At 62.1% G+C, this 17,506-nt stretch carries 18 protein-coding genes, 1 other RNA gene and 2 pseudogenes; 1 reads left to right on the top strand and 20 read right to left on the bottom strand.

The window, feature by feature from the left end:
• Window positions 1–202 precede the first annotated feature (202 nt).
• From QNJ43_RS10245 to QNJ43_RS10180, 15 genes and pseudogenes are all read right to left on the bottom strand, one after another.
• Window positions 203–1,939 (bottom strand): penicillin-binding protein 2, encoded by a 1,737-nt coding sequence (locus QNJ43_RS10245; protein WP_346432926.1) that lies wholly within the window; start codon window positions 1,937–1,939, stop codon window positions 203–205.
• Window positions 1,940–2,020: 81 nt separating this feature from the next.
• A complete protein-coding gene (locus QNJ43_RS26975; RefSeq protein WP_346432925.1) occupies window positions 2,021–2,374 on the bottom strand; it encodes a hypothetical protein in 354 nt (117 codons plus the stop codon).
• Between the two features lie 6 nt (window positions 2,375–2,380).
• Window positions 2,381–3,416: pseudogene (gene rsmH, locus QNJ43_RS10235) on the bottom strand (16S rRNA (cytosine(1402)-N(4))-methyltransferase RsmH).
• The gene (locus tag QNJ43_RS26970) at window positions 3,416–3,664 is read right to left on the bottom strand and encodes a hypothetical protein (RefSeq protein WP_346432924.1); all 249 of its coding nucleotides are present in this window, start codon (window positions 3,662–3,664) and stop codon (window positions 3,416–3,418) included. Before QNJ43_RS26970 ends, rsmH begins: the two are co-directional and overlap by 1 nt.
• Before the next feature lie 64 nt (window positions 3,665–3,728).
• Window positions 3,729–3,893, bottom strand: coding sequence for a hypothetical protein (locus QNJ43_RS26965; RefSeq protein WP_346432923.1), 165 nt, complete (start codon window positions 3,891–3,893; stop codon window positions 3,729–3,731).
• A gap of 777 nt (window positions 3,894–4,670) precedes the next feature.
• Window positions 4,671–5,078: RNase P RNA component class A (rnpB, locus tag QNJ43_RS10225), an RNA gene on the bottom strand.
• A gap of 127 nt (window positions 5,079–5,205) precedes the next feature.
• Window positions 5,206–5,715 carry a transglycosylase SLT domain-containing protein gene (locus QNJ43_RS10220; protein WP_300469680.1) on the bottom strand — a complete coding sequence of 170 codons (510 nt, stop codon included), beginning with the start codon at window positions 5,713–5,715 and terminating at the stop codon, window positions 5,206–5,208.
• A 325-nt stretch (window positions 5,716–6,040) separates the two neighbouring features.
• Window positions 6,041–6,784, bottom strand: a complete 744-nt coding sequence (locus QNJ43_RS10215) for an N-acetylmuramoyl-L-alanine amidase (protein ID WP_300469677.1) — start codon at window positions 6,782–6,784, stop codon at window positions 6,041–6,043.
• A 17-nt stretch (window positions 6,785–6,801) separates the two neighbouring features.
• A complete protein-coding gene (locus tag QNJ43_RS10210) occupies window positions 6,802–7,260 on the bottom strand; it encodes a DnaJ family molecular chaperone (protein ID WP_346432936.1) in 459 nt (152 codons plus the stop codon).
• Between the two features lie 494 nt (window positions 7,261–7,754).
• The gene (locus QNJ43_RS10205) at window positions 7,755–8,282 is read right to left on the bottom strand and encodes a winged helix DNA-binding protein (protein ID WP_300469675.1); all 528 of its coding nucleotides are present in this window, start codon (window positions 8,280–8,282) and stop codon (window positions 7,755–7,757) included.
• A gap of 94 nt (window positions 8,283–8,376) precedes the next feature.
• A complete protein-coding gene (locus QNJ43_RS10200) occupies window positions 8,377–9,678 on the bottom strand; it encodes a TRAP transporter large permease subunit (protein WP_300469672.1) in 1,302 nt (433 codons plus the stop codon).
• 252 nt (window positions 9,679–9,930) lie between these two features.
• Entirely contained in the window at window positions 9,931–10,233 is a 303-nt protein-coding gene (locus QNJ43_RS10195) for a hypothetical protein (RefSeq protein ID WP_300469670.1), read from the bottom strand.
• A gap of 251 nt (window positions 10,234–10,484) precedes the next feature.
• Window positions 10,485–11,060 carry a hypothetical protein gene (locus tag QNJ43_RS10190; RefSeq protein WP_300469667.1) on the bottom strand — a complete coding sequence of 192 codons (576 nt, stop codon included), beginning with the start codon at window positions 11,058–11,060 and terminating at the stop codon, window positions 10,485–10,487.
• Between the two features lie 153 nt (window positions 11,061–11,213).
• Window positions 11,214–11,558 (bottom strand): hypothetical protein, encoded by a 345-nt coding sequence (locus QNJ43_RS10185; RefSeq protein WP_300469665.1) that lies wholly within the window; start codon window positions 11,556–11,558, stop codon window positions 11,214–11,216.
• Window positions 11,559–12,009: 451 nt separating this feature from the next.
• The gene (locus tag QNJ43_RS10180) at window positions 12,010–12,354 is read right to left on the bottom strand and encodes a hypothetical protein (RefSeq protein ID WP_300469663.1); all 345 of its coding nucleotides are present in this window, start codon (window positions 12,352–12,354) and stop codon (window positions 12,010–12,012) included.
• On the opposite strand from QNJ43_RS10180, the gene QNJ43_RS10175 reads away from it, so the two are divergent.
• Complete coding sequence (locus tag QNJ43_RS10175; protein ID WP_346432935.1) at window positions 12,314–12,685, top strand: MBL fold metallo-hydrolase; 372 nt, start codon at window positions 12,314–12,316, stop codon at window positions 12,683–12,685. The two genes, QNJ43_RS10180 and QNJ43_RS10175, sit on opposite strands and share 41 nt — an antisense overlap.
• A gap of 207 nt (window positions 12,686–12,892) precedes the next feature.
• On the opposite strand, the gene QNJ43_RS10170 is transcribed toward QNJ43_RS10175, so the two are convergent.
• The 5 genes and pseudogenes from QNJ43_RS10170 to QNJ43_RS10150 all read right to left on the bottom strand — a co-directional run bounded on the left by QNJ43_RS10170 (window position 12,893) and on the right by QNJ43_RS10150 (window position 17,505).
• Window positions 12,893–13,081, bottom strand: coding sequence for a hypothetical protein (locus QNJ43_RS10170; protein ID WP_300469661.1), 189 nt, complete (start codon window positions 13,079–13,081; stop codon window positions 12,893–12,895).
• Window positions 13,082–13,293: 212 nt separating this feature from the next.
• Window positions 13,294–14,437 (bottom strand): annotated as a pseudogene (locus QNJ43_RS10165) (PQQ-dependent sugar dehydrogenase).
• Window positions 14,438–15,005: 568 nt separating this feature from the next.
• A complete protein-coding gene (locus QNJ43_RS10160) occupies window positions 15,006–15,410 on the bottom strand; it encodes a hypothetical protein (RefSeq protein ID WP_300469659.1) in 405 nt (134 codons plus the stop codon).
• Window positions 15,411–15,538: 128 nt separating this feature from the next.
• Window positions 15,539–15,922 (bottom strand): BA14K family protein, encoded by a 384-nt coding sequence (locus tag QNJ43_RS10155; protein WP_300469657.1) that lies wholly within the window; start codon window positions 15,920–15,922, stop codon window positions 15,539–15,541.
• 281 nt (window positions 15,923–16,203) lie between these two features.
• Window positions 16,204–17,505: an FAD-binding oxidoreductase gene (locus QNJ43_RS10150; protein WP_300469654.1), complete on the bottom strand. Its 1,302-nt coding sequence runs from the start codon at window positions 17,503–17,505 to the stop codon at window positions 16,204–16,206.
• Window position 17,506: the final 1 nt, after the last annotated feature.

Below are 17,506 nucleotides of genomic sequence, written 5' to 3'. Positions count from 1 at the left end.
AATGGCGACACGGGCACAACCGCTTGCAACGAAGCGGCAACACGACCGGTTTCGAGGGAACCGCTGACGGCTCCAGGACAAAACGCCGACCGGGAGCGAACCACACCCGCTCCGGAGCTGAAGGCCGTTCCGTCTCGGGTCCCGACAGTCAGCCGGAATCGCCCTGCGGCTCTCCCCCGTATTCCACCTTTGTCAGACCGGTTCAATAGGAGACCAGCATCGTGTCACTGTCTTCGGTGACGTGCGGCACAACGCCCAGCATCGGAGCGATGCGTGCGATGATCTTGGAAACGGTCGGCGCCGCGTTCCAGCCCGCGGTTGCAAAGCGCTTGCCCTCTTCCGGCTTCGGCTCGTCCAGCGTGACCAGCACCAGATATTGCGGATCGTCCATCGGGAAGGCCGCCATGAAGGAGTTGCGCCGCTTGTCGTGGGCGTAGCGACCGTTGACGATCTTGTCCGCCGTACCGGTCTTGCCGCCAACCATGTAGCCGGGCACGCGCGCACTGCGGCCGGATCCCTCCACCGCATTCAGCCGGAACAGGTAGCGCATGATGTCGCTAACCCGTTTGCTAGTCACACGTTTGGCCACTTTCTCCGCCTGGGCGCGGGTGCGCGGGAAGAAGGTTGGCTCGATCAGAAGCCCGCCGTTCATCAACGCCGCCCCGGCCACCGCCGTCTGCATCGGCGAAACGGAAATGCCGTGCCCGAAGGACGCGGTCATCGCCACGATATCCGTCCACTTGCGCGGCAGGAGCGGGTTTACGACCTCCGGCAGTTCGGTCTGCACCTTGTCGAGCAGACCCAACCGCTTGAAGAACTCCTGCTGCTGGTCGATGCCGACATCCAGCGTCATCCGCGCGGTGCCGATATTGGAAGAATGGACAAAGATTTCCGACACCGACAGCGCGCGATGCATGTTGTGGAAATCGTGAATGGTGAAGCCGCCGATGCAGATCGGCTTGGAGGCGTCGAACTTGTCGTCAGGCGTGACCTTGCCGGAATCGAGTGCCATCGCGATGGAGAAGGTCTTGAAGACCGAGCCCATCTCGTAGACGCCAGCCGTCGCCCGGTTGAGGTTTTCCGGCTTCAGCGCCTCAGCCGGATCGTTGGGATCGAAATCCGGCAGCGATGACATGGCCATAACTTCGCCGGTATGGACGTCGAGCACGATGCCGATGGAAGCGATCGCCTTGTAGCGCTCCATCGCCTTGGTCAGCTCATCGCGCACCACGTGCTGAACACGCAGATCCATCGACAGCTTGACCGGCTTCAGCGCCTGGTCGGTCGCAAAGCCGAATTGCTGAAGATCGGCGATGCCCTGGCCGTCGATGTATTTCTCGAGCCCGGCAATGCCCTGCTCGTCCACATTGGCGATGCCGACGACGTGGCTCGCCGTCGCCCCGCCCGGATAGAAGCGCCGGTTCTCAGTCAGGAACCCGATGCCGGGAATACCGAGACGGTGGATCGCGTCGCGCTGCAAAGGCGTCAGCTCGCGCTTCAGCCAGACGAAGCCCGCATTGCTGTCGAGCCGACGGCGGACCGCATCGGATCCCAACTCGGGAAGCACGGAGGACAGCTTGTCGATCGCCTCATCCACATCAAGGATCTTGCGCGGCTCGGCATAAAGCGAAGGAGCCTTGATGTCGCTGGCCAGCAGCTCGCCGTTGCGGTCGACCAGATCCGGCCGGGACGCTGTGATCGCCTGTTGCGCGCCGATATAGCCCGAAGCCTCCGTCTCGTCCGACAGGCCCAGATCGATCAGCCGGGCCGCGATCAGCCCGTAGATCACCACGAAGGCCAGCATGGCGACGACGACCCGTCCCGGACTTCCGGCATCCGCCGCCATGGGACGGGAGACGAAAGCAGAACCACACGGAGCCTTAACGCGGGGACGAACGGATGCGGCAAGCGGAGAGAAATCGCTGGCAACCAGTGACATCAAGAGGCTCCTTCAGCACGAACCGCCGCGCATTCGGCGGACCGTTGGCTCATGGACATGCGTTAGGCGCGCGAGCGCCGATTATCGGATCACGGCACCGCCGGAGGCGTAGCCGCCCAGCGGTTCATTGTTGAACGGGGTAACGTTGATCGGCTTGGTCGGCAGATCGTCGATGGACGCGATCTGCTCGACCTTGAGCGGCTCAAGGTGGAGATAGAAGTGGTAGCGTTCGGCCAGCCGCTGCAGACGTGCGGGCTGATTGAGCACGCTCCATTCCGCTTTCAGAAGGTCGATCTTCTCTTCCTCCTGATTGATGGCGTGCTTGAGATGGGCAACCCGCTCCGCTGCGTTTTCGGCGTTGTGCTTCATTCTGAAGACGACGGCCGCGCTCACGACAACGGCGGCGATCAGCGCGATATTGAGAATACGAAACACGAGTTCTCAGCCTCCAAGCGTCTGAAATACGGGCAAATGCGGCTGACCGAGATTGTCGGGCACCGCATCGCGTGGCGGGTTTTTCTGTTCTGATACCGGCGCGCAACCACGCCGAACGAGACCGCGGATTGGCGGCGACTTCCGTCTCCCCCGGCTCCACTGCGCCCTTGACGGCGAAACGGAAGGTCGGCGGCGGCACGTCCGCCTCCAGCATGTGGCGGGAACCGCCCGCATGCACCCGGCAGCGCTCCGCCAGAAAGCATTTGACGATGCGGTCTTCCAGCGAGTGAAAGGTGACGACGACCAATCGCCCGCCGAGCTTCAGGCAACGTTCGGCCGCACACGGCGCCTTCACCACCTCGCCCAGCTCGCTGTTCACGAAGATCCGCAGCGCCTGAAAGGTCTTGGTGGCGGGATGGGTCGCCTTGCCGGGCTTGCACCCGATGGTGCGCTCGATCAGCCCCGCCAGTTCCAGCGTACGGGTGAAGGGCTTTCCCTTGCGCGCCTGACAGATGGCGCAGGAAATGGCCGAGGCCCGGTTTTCCTCTCCCAAAATACCGATGATGCGGGTCAGCTCGCGTCCGTCCATCTCGTTGACGATGTCGGCCGCACTCGGCCCCGCCTGCTCCATGCGCATGTCGAGCGGACCGTCCTGGCGGAAGGAAAACCCGCGTTCCGCCTGATCCACCTGCATGGAGGAAATGCCGAGATCGAGGACGACGCCGTCGACCGTCTCGTGACCGGCGCCTGCGGCATGGGTATCAAGTTCGGAAAAGCAGCCCGGCACCAGTGTCAGGCGTCCGCCGAATTCCTCGACTATCGCCTGTCCGTCGCGGATGACATTGGGATCGCGATCGACCGCGATCACGTCGGCGCCCCGCTCCAGGATGGCGCGCGCGTAGCCGCCCGCACCGAACGTGCCGTCGACGATCGTCTCGCCATCGGCCGGCGCAAGAGCGTCCAGAACTTCTTCGAGTAGAACGGGAACATGACGCGCCGGTCCGCCAGCGACCGGGGGTTCGTCCCCTTCGCGACCCACCATTACCCCGCACTCCCCGAAGGAGATACCAGTCCGGGCTGAGGCGCGCCCAAAAGGACCTCCAGCGCGCGCTTCAACGCTTCCGCGCGATATTCCGCGAAGCGATCCGGATTCCACATCTGAAACTTGTATCCCTGTCTGACGAAGCTTACGTGATCGGTGATCCCGGCATGTGCGCGCAGCGTCTCCGGCAGGATGACCCGCCCGTCGCTGCCGAGCTTCAGGTACTCCGAAACGCCGAACAGCGCCATGGAGACGAAATCGTGCTGCGGGGTGAGCGTGGTGAAACTCTGTCCACGCGCTTTTGGCGGAGATCTAGAAGCGCATAGCCCCCGGCATCCACCGCAGGCAGATGCGCGGACGGAAAACAGTACCCCCCTCGTATCCCTCGCGAGACAACGCGGCGCGGAAAGGCGCAGGCACGGAAACGCGCCCCTTGGCGCCCACCCGATTGGTGAAGTTCGACACGAAGTCGGCCATTCATCGCCTCGCCCCTCGCAACGCATCCGCGCGCGCGAATCCATGCCGTCCCGGCCGCAAAATCCGAACATTCCCATTTCCGCAGCCGAAGCCCGAATGACCTGCGTTCTCAGCCCCATCGCGGGTACGAAATTCCGCGACATCGGACACAAAACACCTCACACGGACACGCTTGCGAGCCGTTGCGCGAAGTCGCGCAGTGACCCGTATCGGTGCCCGATTTCGGGCTTCGTTCAGCTGTTTCTTAAGCTTCGTTTCGGCAGCGGATTTCCTTCCAGGTATGATAGAACAGGATATCATGGGCGATCACGGGCGTCAATGGAACAGACATGTATGTGCAGGCTCGATCCCCCGGACCAAAGCGATTTAAACTTCATTAGGCTTAACGAGGAGTTGCCATTCCAGCGCCCGCGCAACCGCGCCGTCGAAGCGATAAATCATTATTAAAAAAATGTTTTCACGAACCACCTGACGATGAGGCAGAGACCTGCCCGCAGACGCTTGCGGCGCGCGGGCGCACGGGGCGTGAAAGAGCTGTGTGTAAAAGCCGGAGGGGGAGTTACGGAGAGGGGTTTGCGGGAGCCCATCCTTCGAGACGACCCTTTGGACCATCTCAGGATGACGTTGTCTGTGTTGAACGTTTATTCAGAAATAACAATATGATAACCTCATCCTGAGGAAGCGCGACAGCGCCGTCTCGAAGGATGGGCCACAGCCACACCCGATGCCACCGCCACACCCATCCCATGGACGCGTCGCGGGATCGAAAAGGAGAAATTTGCCAGCCGGCCTATAAGCCGGGTTCTGTTCGACGGACGAGCCGCCGCGACGACCATTCATCTGGGACGTTCGTTGCCGGACGTCTCGCGCGACCTACCCGGACGGTCGACGTGAAAACACGCTTGGATCCCGTTGCCGGAACCCGGTGCCGTCCCTATTCGGTCTTGCTCCCGGTGGGGTTTACCGTGCCGGTCCCGTTGCCGGAGCCGCAGTGGGCTCTTACCCCACCCTTTCACCCTTACCCCGCCTTGCTCTTGTGAGCGGCGCGGGGCGGTTTGCTTTCTGTGGCACTTTCCCTGAGGTCGCCCCCGCCGGGTGTTACCCGGCACCGTGTTTTCATGGAGCCCGGACTTTCCTCCTCCACGGCCTTTCGGCACTTGCAGGGGCGGTCGTCCAGCCGACTGGCACGCCGTGAGTAGGGACAGGCGCAGATAGAATCAAGGCTGGAACCGCATCGCGGCCCGGCCTTTGAACTGTATTGAGGGATCGAGCCTCAATGCGGAGCTGTCCGCACCGGGGCTCTCACATCGCCTCAAACGACATCGCCCAGAAGGGCGAGTACCCGGTGGCAGTATCGCTTACTCACCGGATTCATGCGCCGCGCATAGTGCCCGGCACTGTAGCGCAGGATGGTGCCGTAGGTATCGCCTGAGGCGAGCTGATGTGCCTTGGCCAGATACCGCATGCCCCATTCCAGATTTGTCGCAGGATCGTAGAGCGCCTTGATGGGCCCGCGATAGCCGATCCCGCGCGCGGTGGCGGGCTTGATCTGCATCAGGCCGATTTCACCGGCCCCGCCGTGAGCCCGCGCATTGAAGCTGCTCTCGATCCGGATGACCGCCCGGGCGAGACGAACCGGCACGCCATGCTTGCACGCGGCCGCCGCGATTAGAGCAGAATACTTGCCCTTGCCGGACTGCTTGGTGACCTTTGCCGCATTGCCCCCGCCAAAAGAGGCGTCCTCGAACTGCGCCTGATAATTCCTGAGAGCTGCCAGCGGGCCCGTCCCCCCGCTGCCGGCCATTGCCGGCATGTTCGTCATGAAAGCCCCCGTCGCTATAACAAGGGCGCCTACAAGTGCACGTCGCTTCATTCGAGTTATTAATCCGTTCTCACGTTGAAGATGGACGGCGGTATGACGTCGCGAACCGACCAAAATCGGTCAACCAAAATCACGAATTATTACGAAAATTCCACGAGTTTCCCCGCTTTTAGGGCTTGATCATGGCGATTTGGGCAAAGCTCGCGCCAAGCATGACGAGACCTTGGGGAAGCTGTGTACGAACCATGGCGGCAATCGGGCATGGTGCACCGCACGCGCCCCGATTGAGACCGCGTCTCCCGATGCTCACCGACGGTTCCCTCGCTTATCGCTTCAGGGAACTCAGCAGCCGGTGCAATGTGGTGATGGTGGAGGCATCGGCCACCCCGTCCACCTTGAGCGGGCGGAAATGGCGCTGGAACGCTTCGACCACCGTCGCCGTCTTCTCATCGAAGACGCCGTTCACCGGCACGCCGTAGCCGTAGAGCGACAGCATCGTCTGCAGCGCTTCCACGGGCTGCCCGATGGCGCCCTGCTGCAGGAAGCGACCCGAGGCGATCGCTTCTGGCTCGACCCAATGACCAACGCCCGCCGTAGCCAGCCGGTTCCACGGAAACTTCTCACCCGGATCGATTTTGCGCCCGAGTGCGACGTCGGAATGGGCAAGCACGCGTTCGGGCCGAATCTCGCGGCGGCACGCGATATCGAGACACAGCGCGGTAACCGCATCAACCTGCGCCTCGGGAAAGGCGGTGTAGCCGTGCTCGTGCCCCGGATTGACGATCTCGATGCCGATGGAGCGCGAATTGATATCCTCCTGTCCACCCCAGGAGGCCTCGCCCGCATGCCAGGCGCGCTGTACCTCCTCCACCATCTGCACGATGCGCCCGTTCTCATAGACGAGATAGTGGGCGGAGACTTCCGAGGCCGGATCGCGGAGCCAGTCGAGGGCGACGGCCGCATTGGCCATGCCAGTATAGTGGAGCAACAGCATGTCGAGCGGCGCCTTGCGCGACCCATGATTGGGAGAGGTCAGCACTTCACCGGTAAGCTGCGTATCGGATTTCATCAAAGTCCCCGTTCGACCTAAATCTGCCGCCAGGCTTCGTTGAGCGCGGCCATGCGGTCATTGGCGATGCGCACGAATTCCTCTGGCACGCCGCGCGCGATCAGCCGGTCGGGATGGCTTTCGGCCACCTGACAGCGATAGCGGTGCTTGATCTCGTCATTGCTGGCGGAACGATCGACGCCGAGCACCTTGTAGGGGTCGGCCCCCTCGATGACATGGCGCGCGCAGATCTGCTGGAAGCAACGCTCCTCGATAGAGAAAATCTCCGCCACGTGTTCCAGATAGGCCAGCTCCGCCTCGTGCACGTAGCCGTCGGCCTTGGCGATGTGGAAGAGCCCATCGAGAATGTCGATCAGCATCTCCTGCTGATCCTTGAAGAGCCCCGCAATCCGCCGGGCATAGGCGTCGAACCCGGTGACATCCTGCTTTGCGAGATCAAAGACCCGCGCCACGTTGCGCTCCTCGCCGGGCGGAATGTCGAACAGGTTGAAGAAGGCGACTTCCTAGTCGATCGTCACCACGCCGTCCGCCTTCGCCATCTTCGCCGACAACGCAATCATGGCGGCGGAAAAGGCCACGGAATTGCGCGCCTCGCTGTTCGCCCCGACGAGAGCGGCGAGACGATCGAAAAGCTGCGCTCCGCTTGCCTAAATCGCAGCGGCCGCAGCGGCGAGGGTGGACCAGAGACTCATGCGTTTCTTCTTAAAACAAATCCGGCGTGCCCAAAATCGGTTGCGGTGCCGCGGTGGCGTGATGGCGGGGATAAGAAACGCAACGGGCCGGAAGGGGTTCCCGATGTGAGGCAGGAGGGATGTGGCAAGACGGTTGGGAGCGGCATTGCCTGCCCTCTACGTCGTCGTCCCCCGGCTTTGTCCGGGGGATCCAGCACGTTCCGCATATGCCGCTGCCTACTGGATTGCCCGGACAAAGCCGGGCAATGACGAGAACAAAGAGCCAAGCGAGCCTCTCCTCACATGGCAGCAGCCGAACGCGCCGCCTGGTCGTAGTGGCCCGACACCGAGCGCATCACGGCCGCCAATCGCGACAGTTCCGCTTCATCCAACCCCAGCGTCTTGACCGGACCGACCAGCAGCGCCTCGCGAATGCGGCGGTATTCCAGACACGCCGTCTCGCCCGTCACAGTGATTTCCACCGTCTTCTCCTTACCGCGCTTGCCGGTGACGACAAGCCCCGCTTTCTCCAGCTTGCGCAAGGAATAAGTGACGGTGTGCGTATCCTCGATATTAAGGACGAGACAGATATCGGCGAGCGTCTTGGGACGACCGCGATGATTGATCGAATGCAGCACAAGCACGTCGAGCGGCGCCATGCCGGGCTGACCGGCGGCCGTCATCGCCCGCACCATCCAGCGGTGATAGGCGTTCACCATCATCGTCACCGCGAATTCCACTTCCGAGAGCGCGGGCATGGCCCCCTCGGCAAGATGTGCGGAAGAGACGACGGGCCCGATCCCGGGAGGCGTTTCGTTCGATGGCATTGCGGCTTCCTCCTTCGATCCTGTTGTTGCGCTCCGCAATACACCGCGCCCGCGCCGCCGTCACCCCGCGACGCGAGCCCCGTGTTTCCTCGCCCTAACGCGCCATCATGTTGTGCGGCAGCCAGAGCGCGACCTGCGGGAAGGCGACGACGATCACCACCACCACCATCAGCAGGAAGAAGGGCAGCGCCATGCGCGCGACCTTGAAGATGTTGTACCCGGTCATGCCCTGCAGAACGAACAGGTTGAAGCCGACCGGCGGCGTGATCTGGCTTATCTCCACCACGATGACGAGATAGATGTTGAACCAGATCAGATCGAGCTCCGCATGTTCGATCATCGGCAGAATGACTGACGCGGTCAGAACCACCACCGAAATCCCGTCGAGGAAGCAGCCCAGCACCACGAAGAAGATCGTCAGCGCGGCCAGAAGCTCGTAGGTCGTGAGGTTCAGCGATCCGATCCAGGTGGCCAGTTCACGCGGGATGCCAGTAAAGCCCATGGCGACCGTCATGAAGGCGGCGCCTGCCAGAATGAAGGCGATCATGCAGGAGGTGCGCGTCGCGCCCATCAGCGCCTGGGTGAATGTCGTGCGGTTGAGCGTGCCCGCGATCCACGACAGGCCCAGCGACAGCACGACACCGACGGCGGCAGCCTCGGTCGGGGCCGCAAGCCCGGCATAGATGGAACCGACAACACCGACAATCAGCAGCAGCACGGGAAAGAGCCGCCGCGTCGCCTTGATGTGCTCCCAATAGGGGATCGGGGCTTCGCGTGGCGGCATAAGCGAGCGGTACGTCAGCGACCAGAACGCCACATAGCCCATGAAGAGCGCGCACAGCATGATGCCCGGCACCACGCCCGTAATGAACAGCCGGGCGATCGACTGTTCCGTCGTAGCACCATAAACGATGAGAATGATGGAGGGCGGGATCAGCAGCCCCAGCGTGCCGGAGCCCGCCAATGTACTGATCGCCATGCGCTCGTCGTAACCGCGCTTGCGAAGCTCCGGCAGAGACATCTTGCCGATCGTGGCGGTGGTGGCGGAGGAGGAGCCGGAAACGGCGGCGAAGATCCCACAGCCCAGAATATTGACGTGCAGCAGGCGGCCCGGAAGCGCGCGCATCCACGACGTCAGCCCCTCGAACATGTCCTCCGACAGGCTGGAGCGGAAAAGGATCTCACCCATCCAGATGAACATGGGCAGTACGGTCAGATCCGAGGAATTCGATGCGCCCCACACGGTGGTGGCGAGCACGGTACCCGCGGGCACGGAAACGAGCAGCGCCATGGCGGCAAGCGCGACGGCGAAGAGCGCAACGGCGACCCAGATGCCGGTGGCGAGCGCGGCCAGCATTCTGATACCGAGCCCGACGGCGATGATTGTGATGTCCATTTACTCGGTCCCCTCGATATCGTCCGGCTCTTCTTCCATTTAGCTGGGATCTCCGCCGGTGACGGTGACGACGAAATCGTCGACAAGGGCGACCAGGAAGACGGTGAGCCCCAGGGTCATCGACGTCTGCGGGATCCACAGCGGTACCGGAATGATGCCCTAGGAGACCTCGTGGAAATTGTAGCTGTCGATGGTGAGCAGCAGCGCGTTCCAGCCGAAATAGCCGACCAGAACGACGGCCACCGCCAGCACTCAGATTTCCAGGAACCGGGCGACCGAATACGGCACCTGTTGCAGCATGATGTTCACGCGGATGTGGTCCGCGTTGCGCAAGGTGGAGGCGAGCGCCATGAAGGAGGTGGAGACCAGCAGAAAGCCCGCGATTTCCGCGAGCGACGGTACCAGCAGCCCGAGCGGTTCGAAACCGAGCACCGAGCGCGCGCCGTCGATCACGCGACCGGCGACCTGAATGACCACCAGAACCGCGATCGCGACCAGGGACAGGGCTGCAAGACCGGCCGGCAACCGGTAGAGCGCATCAAGAGCTTTGCGCATGGCTTTCTTTCAATGAAGCGGGCCCGGGGGACCCGGCACGGCAATCGGATCGTTCTTCACGGCCATCGCGCGATCAGGCCGCCCCGGACAAGATGGCCGGAAGGCTAAACGAACCGGTCTGGCATTTTCGTAAAAAGGCGCCCCGTCCCTCTGCGGCAAAGCCGTGGCGAATTCGACTGAACACCAGCTTGGGGCGTGGGGTTTGGCGGGTGGAGCGGTCGCAGACTGCGCCTCCAAAGATGGGCGGCCCGTCAATCCACGGCCGTCCCCTCTCCCGCGTCCCCGCATCCGAATAAAGGTGCGGCTCGGGCCATCGACCGGCCCGCCCTCATCGTTCGCGTACTTGGAATAGGCCTCGATGATGGCCTTGCCGTCGCCGCCGGCTTGTTCCTGCCACTCGGACACCATCGTCTTGCGATCGCCTTGAAGCCATCCTCAAGCTCCTTGGAGGGGGCCTGAACCTTGATGCCGTGGTCCTTCAGCATCTGGGTTTTTTCGGCGGTTCCCTTCTTGGAGACTTCCCAGCCGCGGGTTTCCGCGGTGGCGGCAGCTTCCTTCACCGACTTCTGAACGTCGGCGGGAAGCGCCTCGAAGGCAGCCTTGTTGACGATGACCATGTTCTTCGGCAACCTCGCCTGGGTGTCGTAATAGTGGTCGAGATAATCCCAGGACTTCGAGTTCGCACCGATCGACGGCGAAGTGATCATCGCCTGGACGCGGCCGGTGAAGAACGCGATCGGCAGATCCGGCACTTCGACCTGCGTCGGTACGGCGCCGGCGAGCTGGGCGATCCTCTCGGTGGAGGCATTGTAGGCGCAGAAGCGCATGCCCTTGCAGATCGTCGATCGAATTGATGTCGGTCTTGGTTTAGATGCCCTGCGGCGGCCACGGCACGGCGTAGAGAAGCATCAGCCCCTGGGCTTCCAGCTTCTTCTCCAGAACCGGCTTGGACGCCTGATAGAGCTTCTCATGGCTACATCTTAGGAAGTCGCCAGGAAGGGCACGGAATCAAGCGCGAAGATCGGGTCTTCATTCGACAGGCGCGAGATCAGCACTTCGCCAATCGGCACCATGCCCTTGCGCACCGCATTCTTGATTTCCGGATGCTTGAGCAGCGATCCGACGGAATGAATCTGGATCTTGAGTGCGCCATCCGCGGCCGCATCGATGTTTTTTGCAAATTGCGCAATGTTCATCGTGTGGAAGTTGGTATCGCCATACGGCGTCGGCATATCCCACTTGGTTTGCGCGGAAGTGGCAAACCCGATTACCGATGCCGCGACGAAGGCGGCGCCCGCAGCGATAAGGCGGTTCGTTCTCAGCACGAGAAGTTTTCCTTGTCGAAGCGCCGGGCCAGTACCCTTGACGCTTCATTGAGGCTTAGCGGAACTCAGATGCGGATACCAGGTCCTCAGCGCATTACACTCGTTCACACCTCATAACGCTAGCGGCACGGCCAATGAACATCAACAATTTATCGACAAAATCTCGGTATATGCTTTCAAATTGCGCAGTTGCGCAATAATTATGCAAAAAAGCGGCGAATTATTGGGCAAAACCGTCGCACCAACGACGTAACCCACTTCGCCGCGTGAACGTGCCGCAGCGCCGCCCCCGTCGCACGGGCGATGCCGCCGGAATGAAAAGCGGGCCACGACGCCCGCAATTACGTCACTCCCTCCGCCGCCATCTCTCCGATAGGCGTTGCGATCCCCGCATTCGACACTGGCCTCCCGCCCTCTTCCGGGGCACTGCCTGACCGTGCCCACGCGACGATCAGGTATCCTCTTCATGTCCCGACCCGATTTCCACGTCCTCGCCCCCGGTTCCAGCCTCGCCTTCAGGGGCGGGTTCTTCGGGATATCGTCCATCGTTCTCATTGAGACGGGAGGGCGCCGGGCGCTGTTCGATGTCGGTCACGGCGTGACCCGCCACCTGTTGCTCGAGGCGCTGGCCGCCCGCGGGCTCGCGCTTTCCGATATCGATCTGCTGATCTTCTCGCACGGCCATTTCAACCACGTGCTCAATCTCGATCTCTTCCCCGATGCCCCCATCGTGATGGGACGCGAGGAGCGCGACTATCTCGACGAGGTTTTCGACGACGATCGACGATCCGGCCACTCCACGTTTTCTGGCAGATCTTCTCAAGGCACGAGACGTCACGACCATCGATGGCGAGGCCGAGGTGATGCCCGGCGTGACGCTGTTTCCCACCCCCGACCATTCGCCCGGCCAAGTCTCGCTTCAACTGGAGGCGGACGAAGGCCCGGTCGTGCTGGCCGCCGACGCGCTCAAGACCGCGCGCGAAGCCCTGAGCGGCATCCCGGACATGGAAATCGACCCGCAAAAGCGCGGCCGCGCCTCTATCGCCGAGATCCTGCGCCGCGGCCGCACCATCGTGCCGGGGCATTTCCCGACGATCCACCGCGAGGTCGACGGCCGCTTGTGGTAGGACGAGATCCAGGAAATGCCGCTGCTGATCAGGTGAGGACGCAGCGCCCTATTTCGGCGGAGTGGCGGTCACTTTGATGGCGGAGAAATAGGTCGCGGCATTGTCGATATCGGCATCCGACAGCGCCTCCGCGATGATCGACATCTGCACATGGCTGCGCTCGCCTGCCCTGAACGCCTTGAGCTGCTTGACGATATACTGATGGCCCTAGCCCGCCAGATTGGGCACGGTCGGATTGGTTCCAATCCCGTTCAGCCTATGACAGACCTGACAAGTCGACCGCACCTTCTTGCGTCCAGCTTCCAGATCGCCCGCAGATGCGGACACTGAAAACACACTCACGAAGACACAACTCAACGCAGCCCGCACGATGCGGGCGCTTCTCCGTTCCAGCATTCAATCCCCTCCCGTGACCGCGCCAGCGGCGGCCGATAACAATCTCAGGCAAGTCCATCGCCCGCCGCCGTTGTCCTCATCTCGCCTCCGTCATGTTCCGGCTTCGTCCGGGCAATCCACCGCAACCGACGACATGCCCGGACGAGCAAAGGAATCCCCCGGACAAGGCCGGGGGATGACGATGGCGAGAGAAGTTTTATTGCGGCTTGGAATTAAGAGATTCGGTAGATCGCGCCGACGAGATCGTCGGAAACCAGCAACGAGCCGTCACGCAACTGCGCGACATCCACCGGGCGTCCGAGATATTCGCCGTTCTCGTCGATCCAACCTTCGGCAAAAGGCTCCGCTTTGGCGTTGCCGTCCGCATCGATGGTGGTGACCATCACCCGCGCGCCGACCGGGGTCGTAGAGAAAATCGCGCCCTTGTACTTTTCCAGAAACTGGTTGCCCGTATAAAATGCTATGCTGAGATCTGCCGCATGCGCCACCATTTCCACCGCCGGGAAAACGACATCGGCCGGCGGCTCGTCGTTCTTGTACTCGTTGGTGCGCACGTCACCGCCGCCCGTACCACGGGAAGCCGAAATTCTGGCCCGCCGCCGTGGCGTGGTTGATCTCGCCCGGCGGAATATCGTCGCCCATGCCGACGGAGTTGCGGATGCCGGTGGCATAGACCCTCACGGTCCGTTCCGTCCACGTTCACACGGATGATACCGCCGATGCCCCACTTGGTGTAGAGCTCCGCCTCCTCGGGAGCCGGCACGTTGAAGGACTGGCCGAGCGTGATGTAGAGAGCTTGCCGTCCGGCCCGATATCGCACACGCGGGCGGTGTGGTTGTAGCTCTCCTCCTCCGGCGGGGTCAGCTCGCCCTGCTTGACCACCTCGAAGGCCGTCACGTCCGAGCTCTCATAGAAGAACTCGGCCGCCGGGAACCACAGCACGCGGTTCTGTTCGGCCAGATAAAGATGCCCGTCCTTGGAGAAGCACGGCCCGTTCGGCACCGCGAACTGCAGCGAGGGCGCGAAGTTCTTCACCTCGTCGGCGACCCGGTCCTTGTTGCGGTCGGTGACCGACCAGACCTGCGTCTTGCGCGTGCCGACGAAGGTCACGACGCCCTGCGGCCCCACGGCCATGTGCCGGGCATCCGGCACCAAGGCATAGAGATCGATCGAAAAGCCCTGCGGCAACTTGATCCGCTCCAACGTCTTGCGGATACCGTCCGCATAGGGACCGTCCTGCGCCACACATTCGAACTCGGTGGTGCCGGTGGTCTTGAAGCCCGAGAGCTTTTCCAGATTGCCCGTATCCTGAGCCAGCGCCGCGCCGACGCCTCCCGACAGGATCAACCCAGCCATCAATATTCTTAAAATGGAATATCTCATACTACTTTCCTCCCCATCCTTTGCCGCCTGTTATTATCCGGCATTACGTTACGGATCATACCACGATAAACGGGCATATGAGAAAGATCATTTTTCATGTTATGGAATAGATCGTTTTAGGGAATAGGTCGTTCGTTCTACGCGAACGAATACGCAGGATACATGTAATTCATTTCAGCTTTTGAAATACTACTCTCACTCCACTGAGAAAATCGGCAGGTTCCGCCTCGCTGCGATATCCGCCTGCGCGGGGATGACAGTCAGGGGCAAAACATGCCCGTTTCTGACCAGACTTTCAAAATGACGTCATCGTGGTGTTGGCTTTGAAGACGCGTGCGGCAAACACCACGTCATCCTGAGGAGGCCCGACAGGACCGTCTCAAAGGATGGGCCGGGCCCCACGAAGAACGCCCCATCCAACGAAAAATCGCGCCCGGAAAGCTCTGTCCGCGGTTCGTGAGAGTTCCTGTTCAACCCGTTCCGATCCTACGGGACGCGGCAGAAATGATAGCGGCCGTCATAGCCGATGAAATACCCGATGTTAGGGATTGAAGCTGCGATAGTGACGCTCGCAGTAGCGATACCATTGGGGGTTCCAGGCAGGATACCGACCGCCGTCGTAGTAGCGCGGCGAGGTGGCGCTGCCGATCGCGAGCCCTGCTCCCAGACCGAGAATGCCGCCTAGAATGGCTGCACCGGCATCGTTGTTGCGGTGCCGCGGGCGACGATGGGAGGGACAGCGTTTGCGCGAATACGAGCGGCTACTGCTTTTGGGCTTGTGACGATAGACGCGATCGCCGCGCTGTTGCCAGTTGTAGCGGCCCGACATTTCGGGGGAATTGTCCGAATCCCCGGCGAAAGCCGGCGGCACGGTAACGGCGGTGCTGAGCGAAAGCGCGATTGCCAGCGAAACGCCCTTCCACACCTTGTTTCCGGTCTTGAACATCACAGTCCTCTGCTGTTCAGAAAAGTGCCGGAAGGCGACGCTCATGTGCGTCGCCTTCCGCCGACAGATTTCACTATCACACGCGCCGCCTCACCGGCGCGGTCCTCCGTTCCTCACCTCCACCGATCTCAACGGCAGAAGTGGTAGTCGCCGTCGTAGCCGAGGAAATACCCGGTACGCGGATTGAAGCTGCTGTATTTCGAAGTGCAATAGGCACGCCACTCCGGCGTCCACGGCCGCGGATGATCGTAGTAGTAGTCAGCCGGTGGGGGCGGCGGTGCGGAATTCGCCAGCGCGCCTCCAAGGATCAGTCCCGCGCCAAGCCCGAGCAGACCGGCAGCCACGCCGTCATCACCGTCGTGATGATGGTGAGGCCCACCATAGTCGCGATAATGGCGAACGCTTGGGCCTTCCCAAGGATCTGCGGATGCAGTGGTGCCGGACGTCGCGAGCATCGCCGCCGCGGCCAGCGCGGTTATCGACGTGGATGCAATCTTCTTCAATGCGGACATTGAATACTCCATACGTTTCCGGCCCCCCCTGGACCCGAATCCGATTGTCGCAGCCACCCTAGACACCGGGCCGTGAACGCGTTCTGAGAACCGTATTCATCGCGCGTTCACCTGCCCGCGCAACTTGTCTTGTTAAATTTAACATGAATGACTTACCGGTAAACATCATGTCGGCACGACGAACCGGCGTTTCAAGTGGGGCTTCTGCGGCTGCGCGCCGCAGAACCTGTCGTAATTGGGAATAAAGGCCGGATAACGTCAAACCGGAGTGCAAGTCGGCATCAATTGCTCGCGAGACGCGAAAGCGCGAAGGGAGCCGGATCGACGCACGGGGTTGCCCCCGTCACGAGATCGGCGGCAAGACGCCCCGCACCGGGGCCGATTCCAACCCCGTGGCCGGAAAAGCCCGTCGCGATGTGAAAGCCGGGCAGCGAGGCGACCGGCGAGATCACCGGCACCACATCCGGCGTCGTATCCATATAGCCGCCCCAGCGCTCCGCGATCTCCACATTCTCAAAACCGGGAAAGACGGAGACGAGATCCGTCCAGGCTGTTTTCAGGGTCGAGGCGGAGGGCTTGGGATCGAGAATGCGCTGCTCCTCGAAAATCGTCGTCGCATCGAGCGCCCAGTCAGTCTTGCACCGCAAGCTTTCGAAGAAGGGCGCGCCGAAGCTCAGCCGCGTGGTGCACCATTCCGACATCAGTATCGGCATGTAGCGGAAGAAATAGCGGAAGCTGTCGAGCGTGATATCGGCGGTGGAATGACCGCCATGCGCGATCGTGTAGCCGCCGTCGATCCGGCGCCTGAGCGCGAATTTTGGCGTCCAGGCTCCGCCCTGCGTCAGATCCGGACCGCCATGGATCCGCATCACCGACAGACGAACGGTGAGCTGGGGCAAATCGATGCCGAGCCGGCGGCAAAAGAGCGAGGATCGCGCCCCGCCCGCCAGAAGAACGCTCTGGGTGGCGATCGGTCCGGCCTCGGTGACGACCGCAGAGACCCGCCCGGCCGACGTCTCCAGCCCGCGCACCGCGCAATTAGGTGAGAACGCTCCCCCCCTTCCCTCTGCGTCGCACGCGCATAGGCGGGAGTGACCAGCGCCGGCTCCGCCCGACCCATCGGACGGCGTCACCATGCCCCTGTACCAGGACCGCCTCACCCCCGGTAGCGCCTCGGCCGCTTCCGCGGCACTGAGCAGGCGCGTATCGAGCCCGTATTCCCGCGCATGCGGCATTAAATCCTCATACCGCTTCATGCCCGCGGCATTGGCGGCGAGATAATGAACGCCCGTACGCCGGTATCCGACGTCCTCGCCGAGGTCCTCCGCCATCGTCTCCCATTGCCGCATGCTTTCCTTGATGAGCGGCAGCTCGGCCGGATCGCGTCCCTGCTGGCGGCAATACCCCCAATTGCGCGAGGACTGTTCACCTCCGATGACGTCCTTCTCGCAAAGGGCGACAGATACGCCCCGTTTTGCCAGATGCCAGGCGGCGGCCCCGACGATACCACCGCCGATGATCACCACATCGGCGGATTTGGGCAGAGTTTCACTGGAGATGACGGGAGAGACGTAGGGAGACATG

Origin of the sequence: Breoghania sp. (assembly GCF_030066895.1) — a bacterium.
Taxonomy (GTDB): Bacteria; Pseudomonadota; Alphaproteobacteria; order Rhizobiales; family Stappiaceae; genus Breoghania.
The sequence above is the reverse complement of the archived record's forward strand: the minus strand, read 5'-3'. Positions and strand labels throughout refer to the sequence as shown.

Coding starts and splice junctions, on each gene's coding strand:
- QNJ43_RS10195 (WP_300469670.1), bottom strand. CDS start 10,233: ATGCGCAAAGCTCTTGATGCGCTCTACCGGTTGCCGGCCGGTCTTGCA.
- QNJ43_RS10215 (WP_300469677.1), bottom strand. CDS start 6,784: ATGAAATCCGATACGCAGCTTACCGGTGAAGTGCTGACCTCTCCCAAT.
- QNJ43_RS10190 (WP_300469667.1), bottom strand. CDS start 11,060: ATGCGCTTCTGCGCCTACAATGCCTCCACCGAGAGGATCGCCCAGCTC.
- QNJ43_RS10155 (WP_300469657.1), bottom strand. CDS start 15,922: ATGTCCGCATTGAAGAAGATTGCATCCACGTCGATAACCGCGCTGGCC.
- QNJ43_RS26970 (WP_346432924.1), bottom strand. CDS start 3,664: ATGGCGCTGTTCGGCGTTTCGGAGTACCTGAAGCTCGGCAGCGACGGG.
- QNJ43_RS10220 (WP_300469680.1), bottom strand. CDS start 5,715: ATGACGAACATGCCGGCAATGGCCGGCAGCGGGGGGACGGGCCCGCTG.
- QNJ43_RS10205 (WP_300469675.1), bottom strand. CDS start 8,282: ATGCCATCGAACGAAACGCCTCCCGGGATCGGGCCCGTCGTCTCTTCC.
- QNJ43_RS10160 (WP_300469659.1), bottom strand. CDS start 15,410: ATGTTCAAGACCGGAAACAAGGTGTGGAAGGGCGTTTCGCTGGCAATC.
- QNJ43_RS10200 (WP_300469672.1), bottom strand. CDS start 9,678: ATGGACATCACAATCATCGCCGTCGGGCTCGGTATCAGAATGCTGGCC.
- QNJ43_RS10170 (WP_300469661.1), bottom strand. CDS start 13,081: ATGCTGGAACGGAGAAGCGCCCGCATCGTGCGGGCTGCGTTGAGTTGT.
- QNJ43_RS26965 (WP_346432923.1), bottom strand. CDS start 3,893: ATGGCCGACTTCGTGTCGAACTTCACCAATCGGGTGGGCGCCAAGGGG.
- QNJ43_RS10150 (WP_300469654.1), bottom strand. CDS start 17,505: ATGTCTCCCTACGTCTCTCCCGTCATCTCCAGTGAAACTCTGCCCAAA.
- QNJ43_RS10245 (WP_346432926.1), bottom strand. CDS start 1,939: ATGTCACTGGTTGCCAGCGATTTCTCTCCGCTTGCCGCATCCGTTCGT.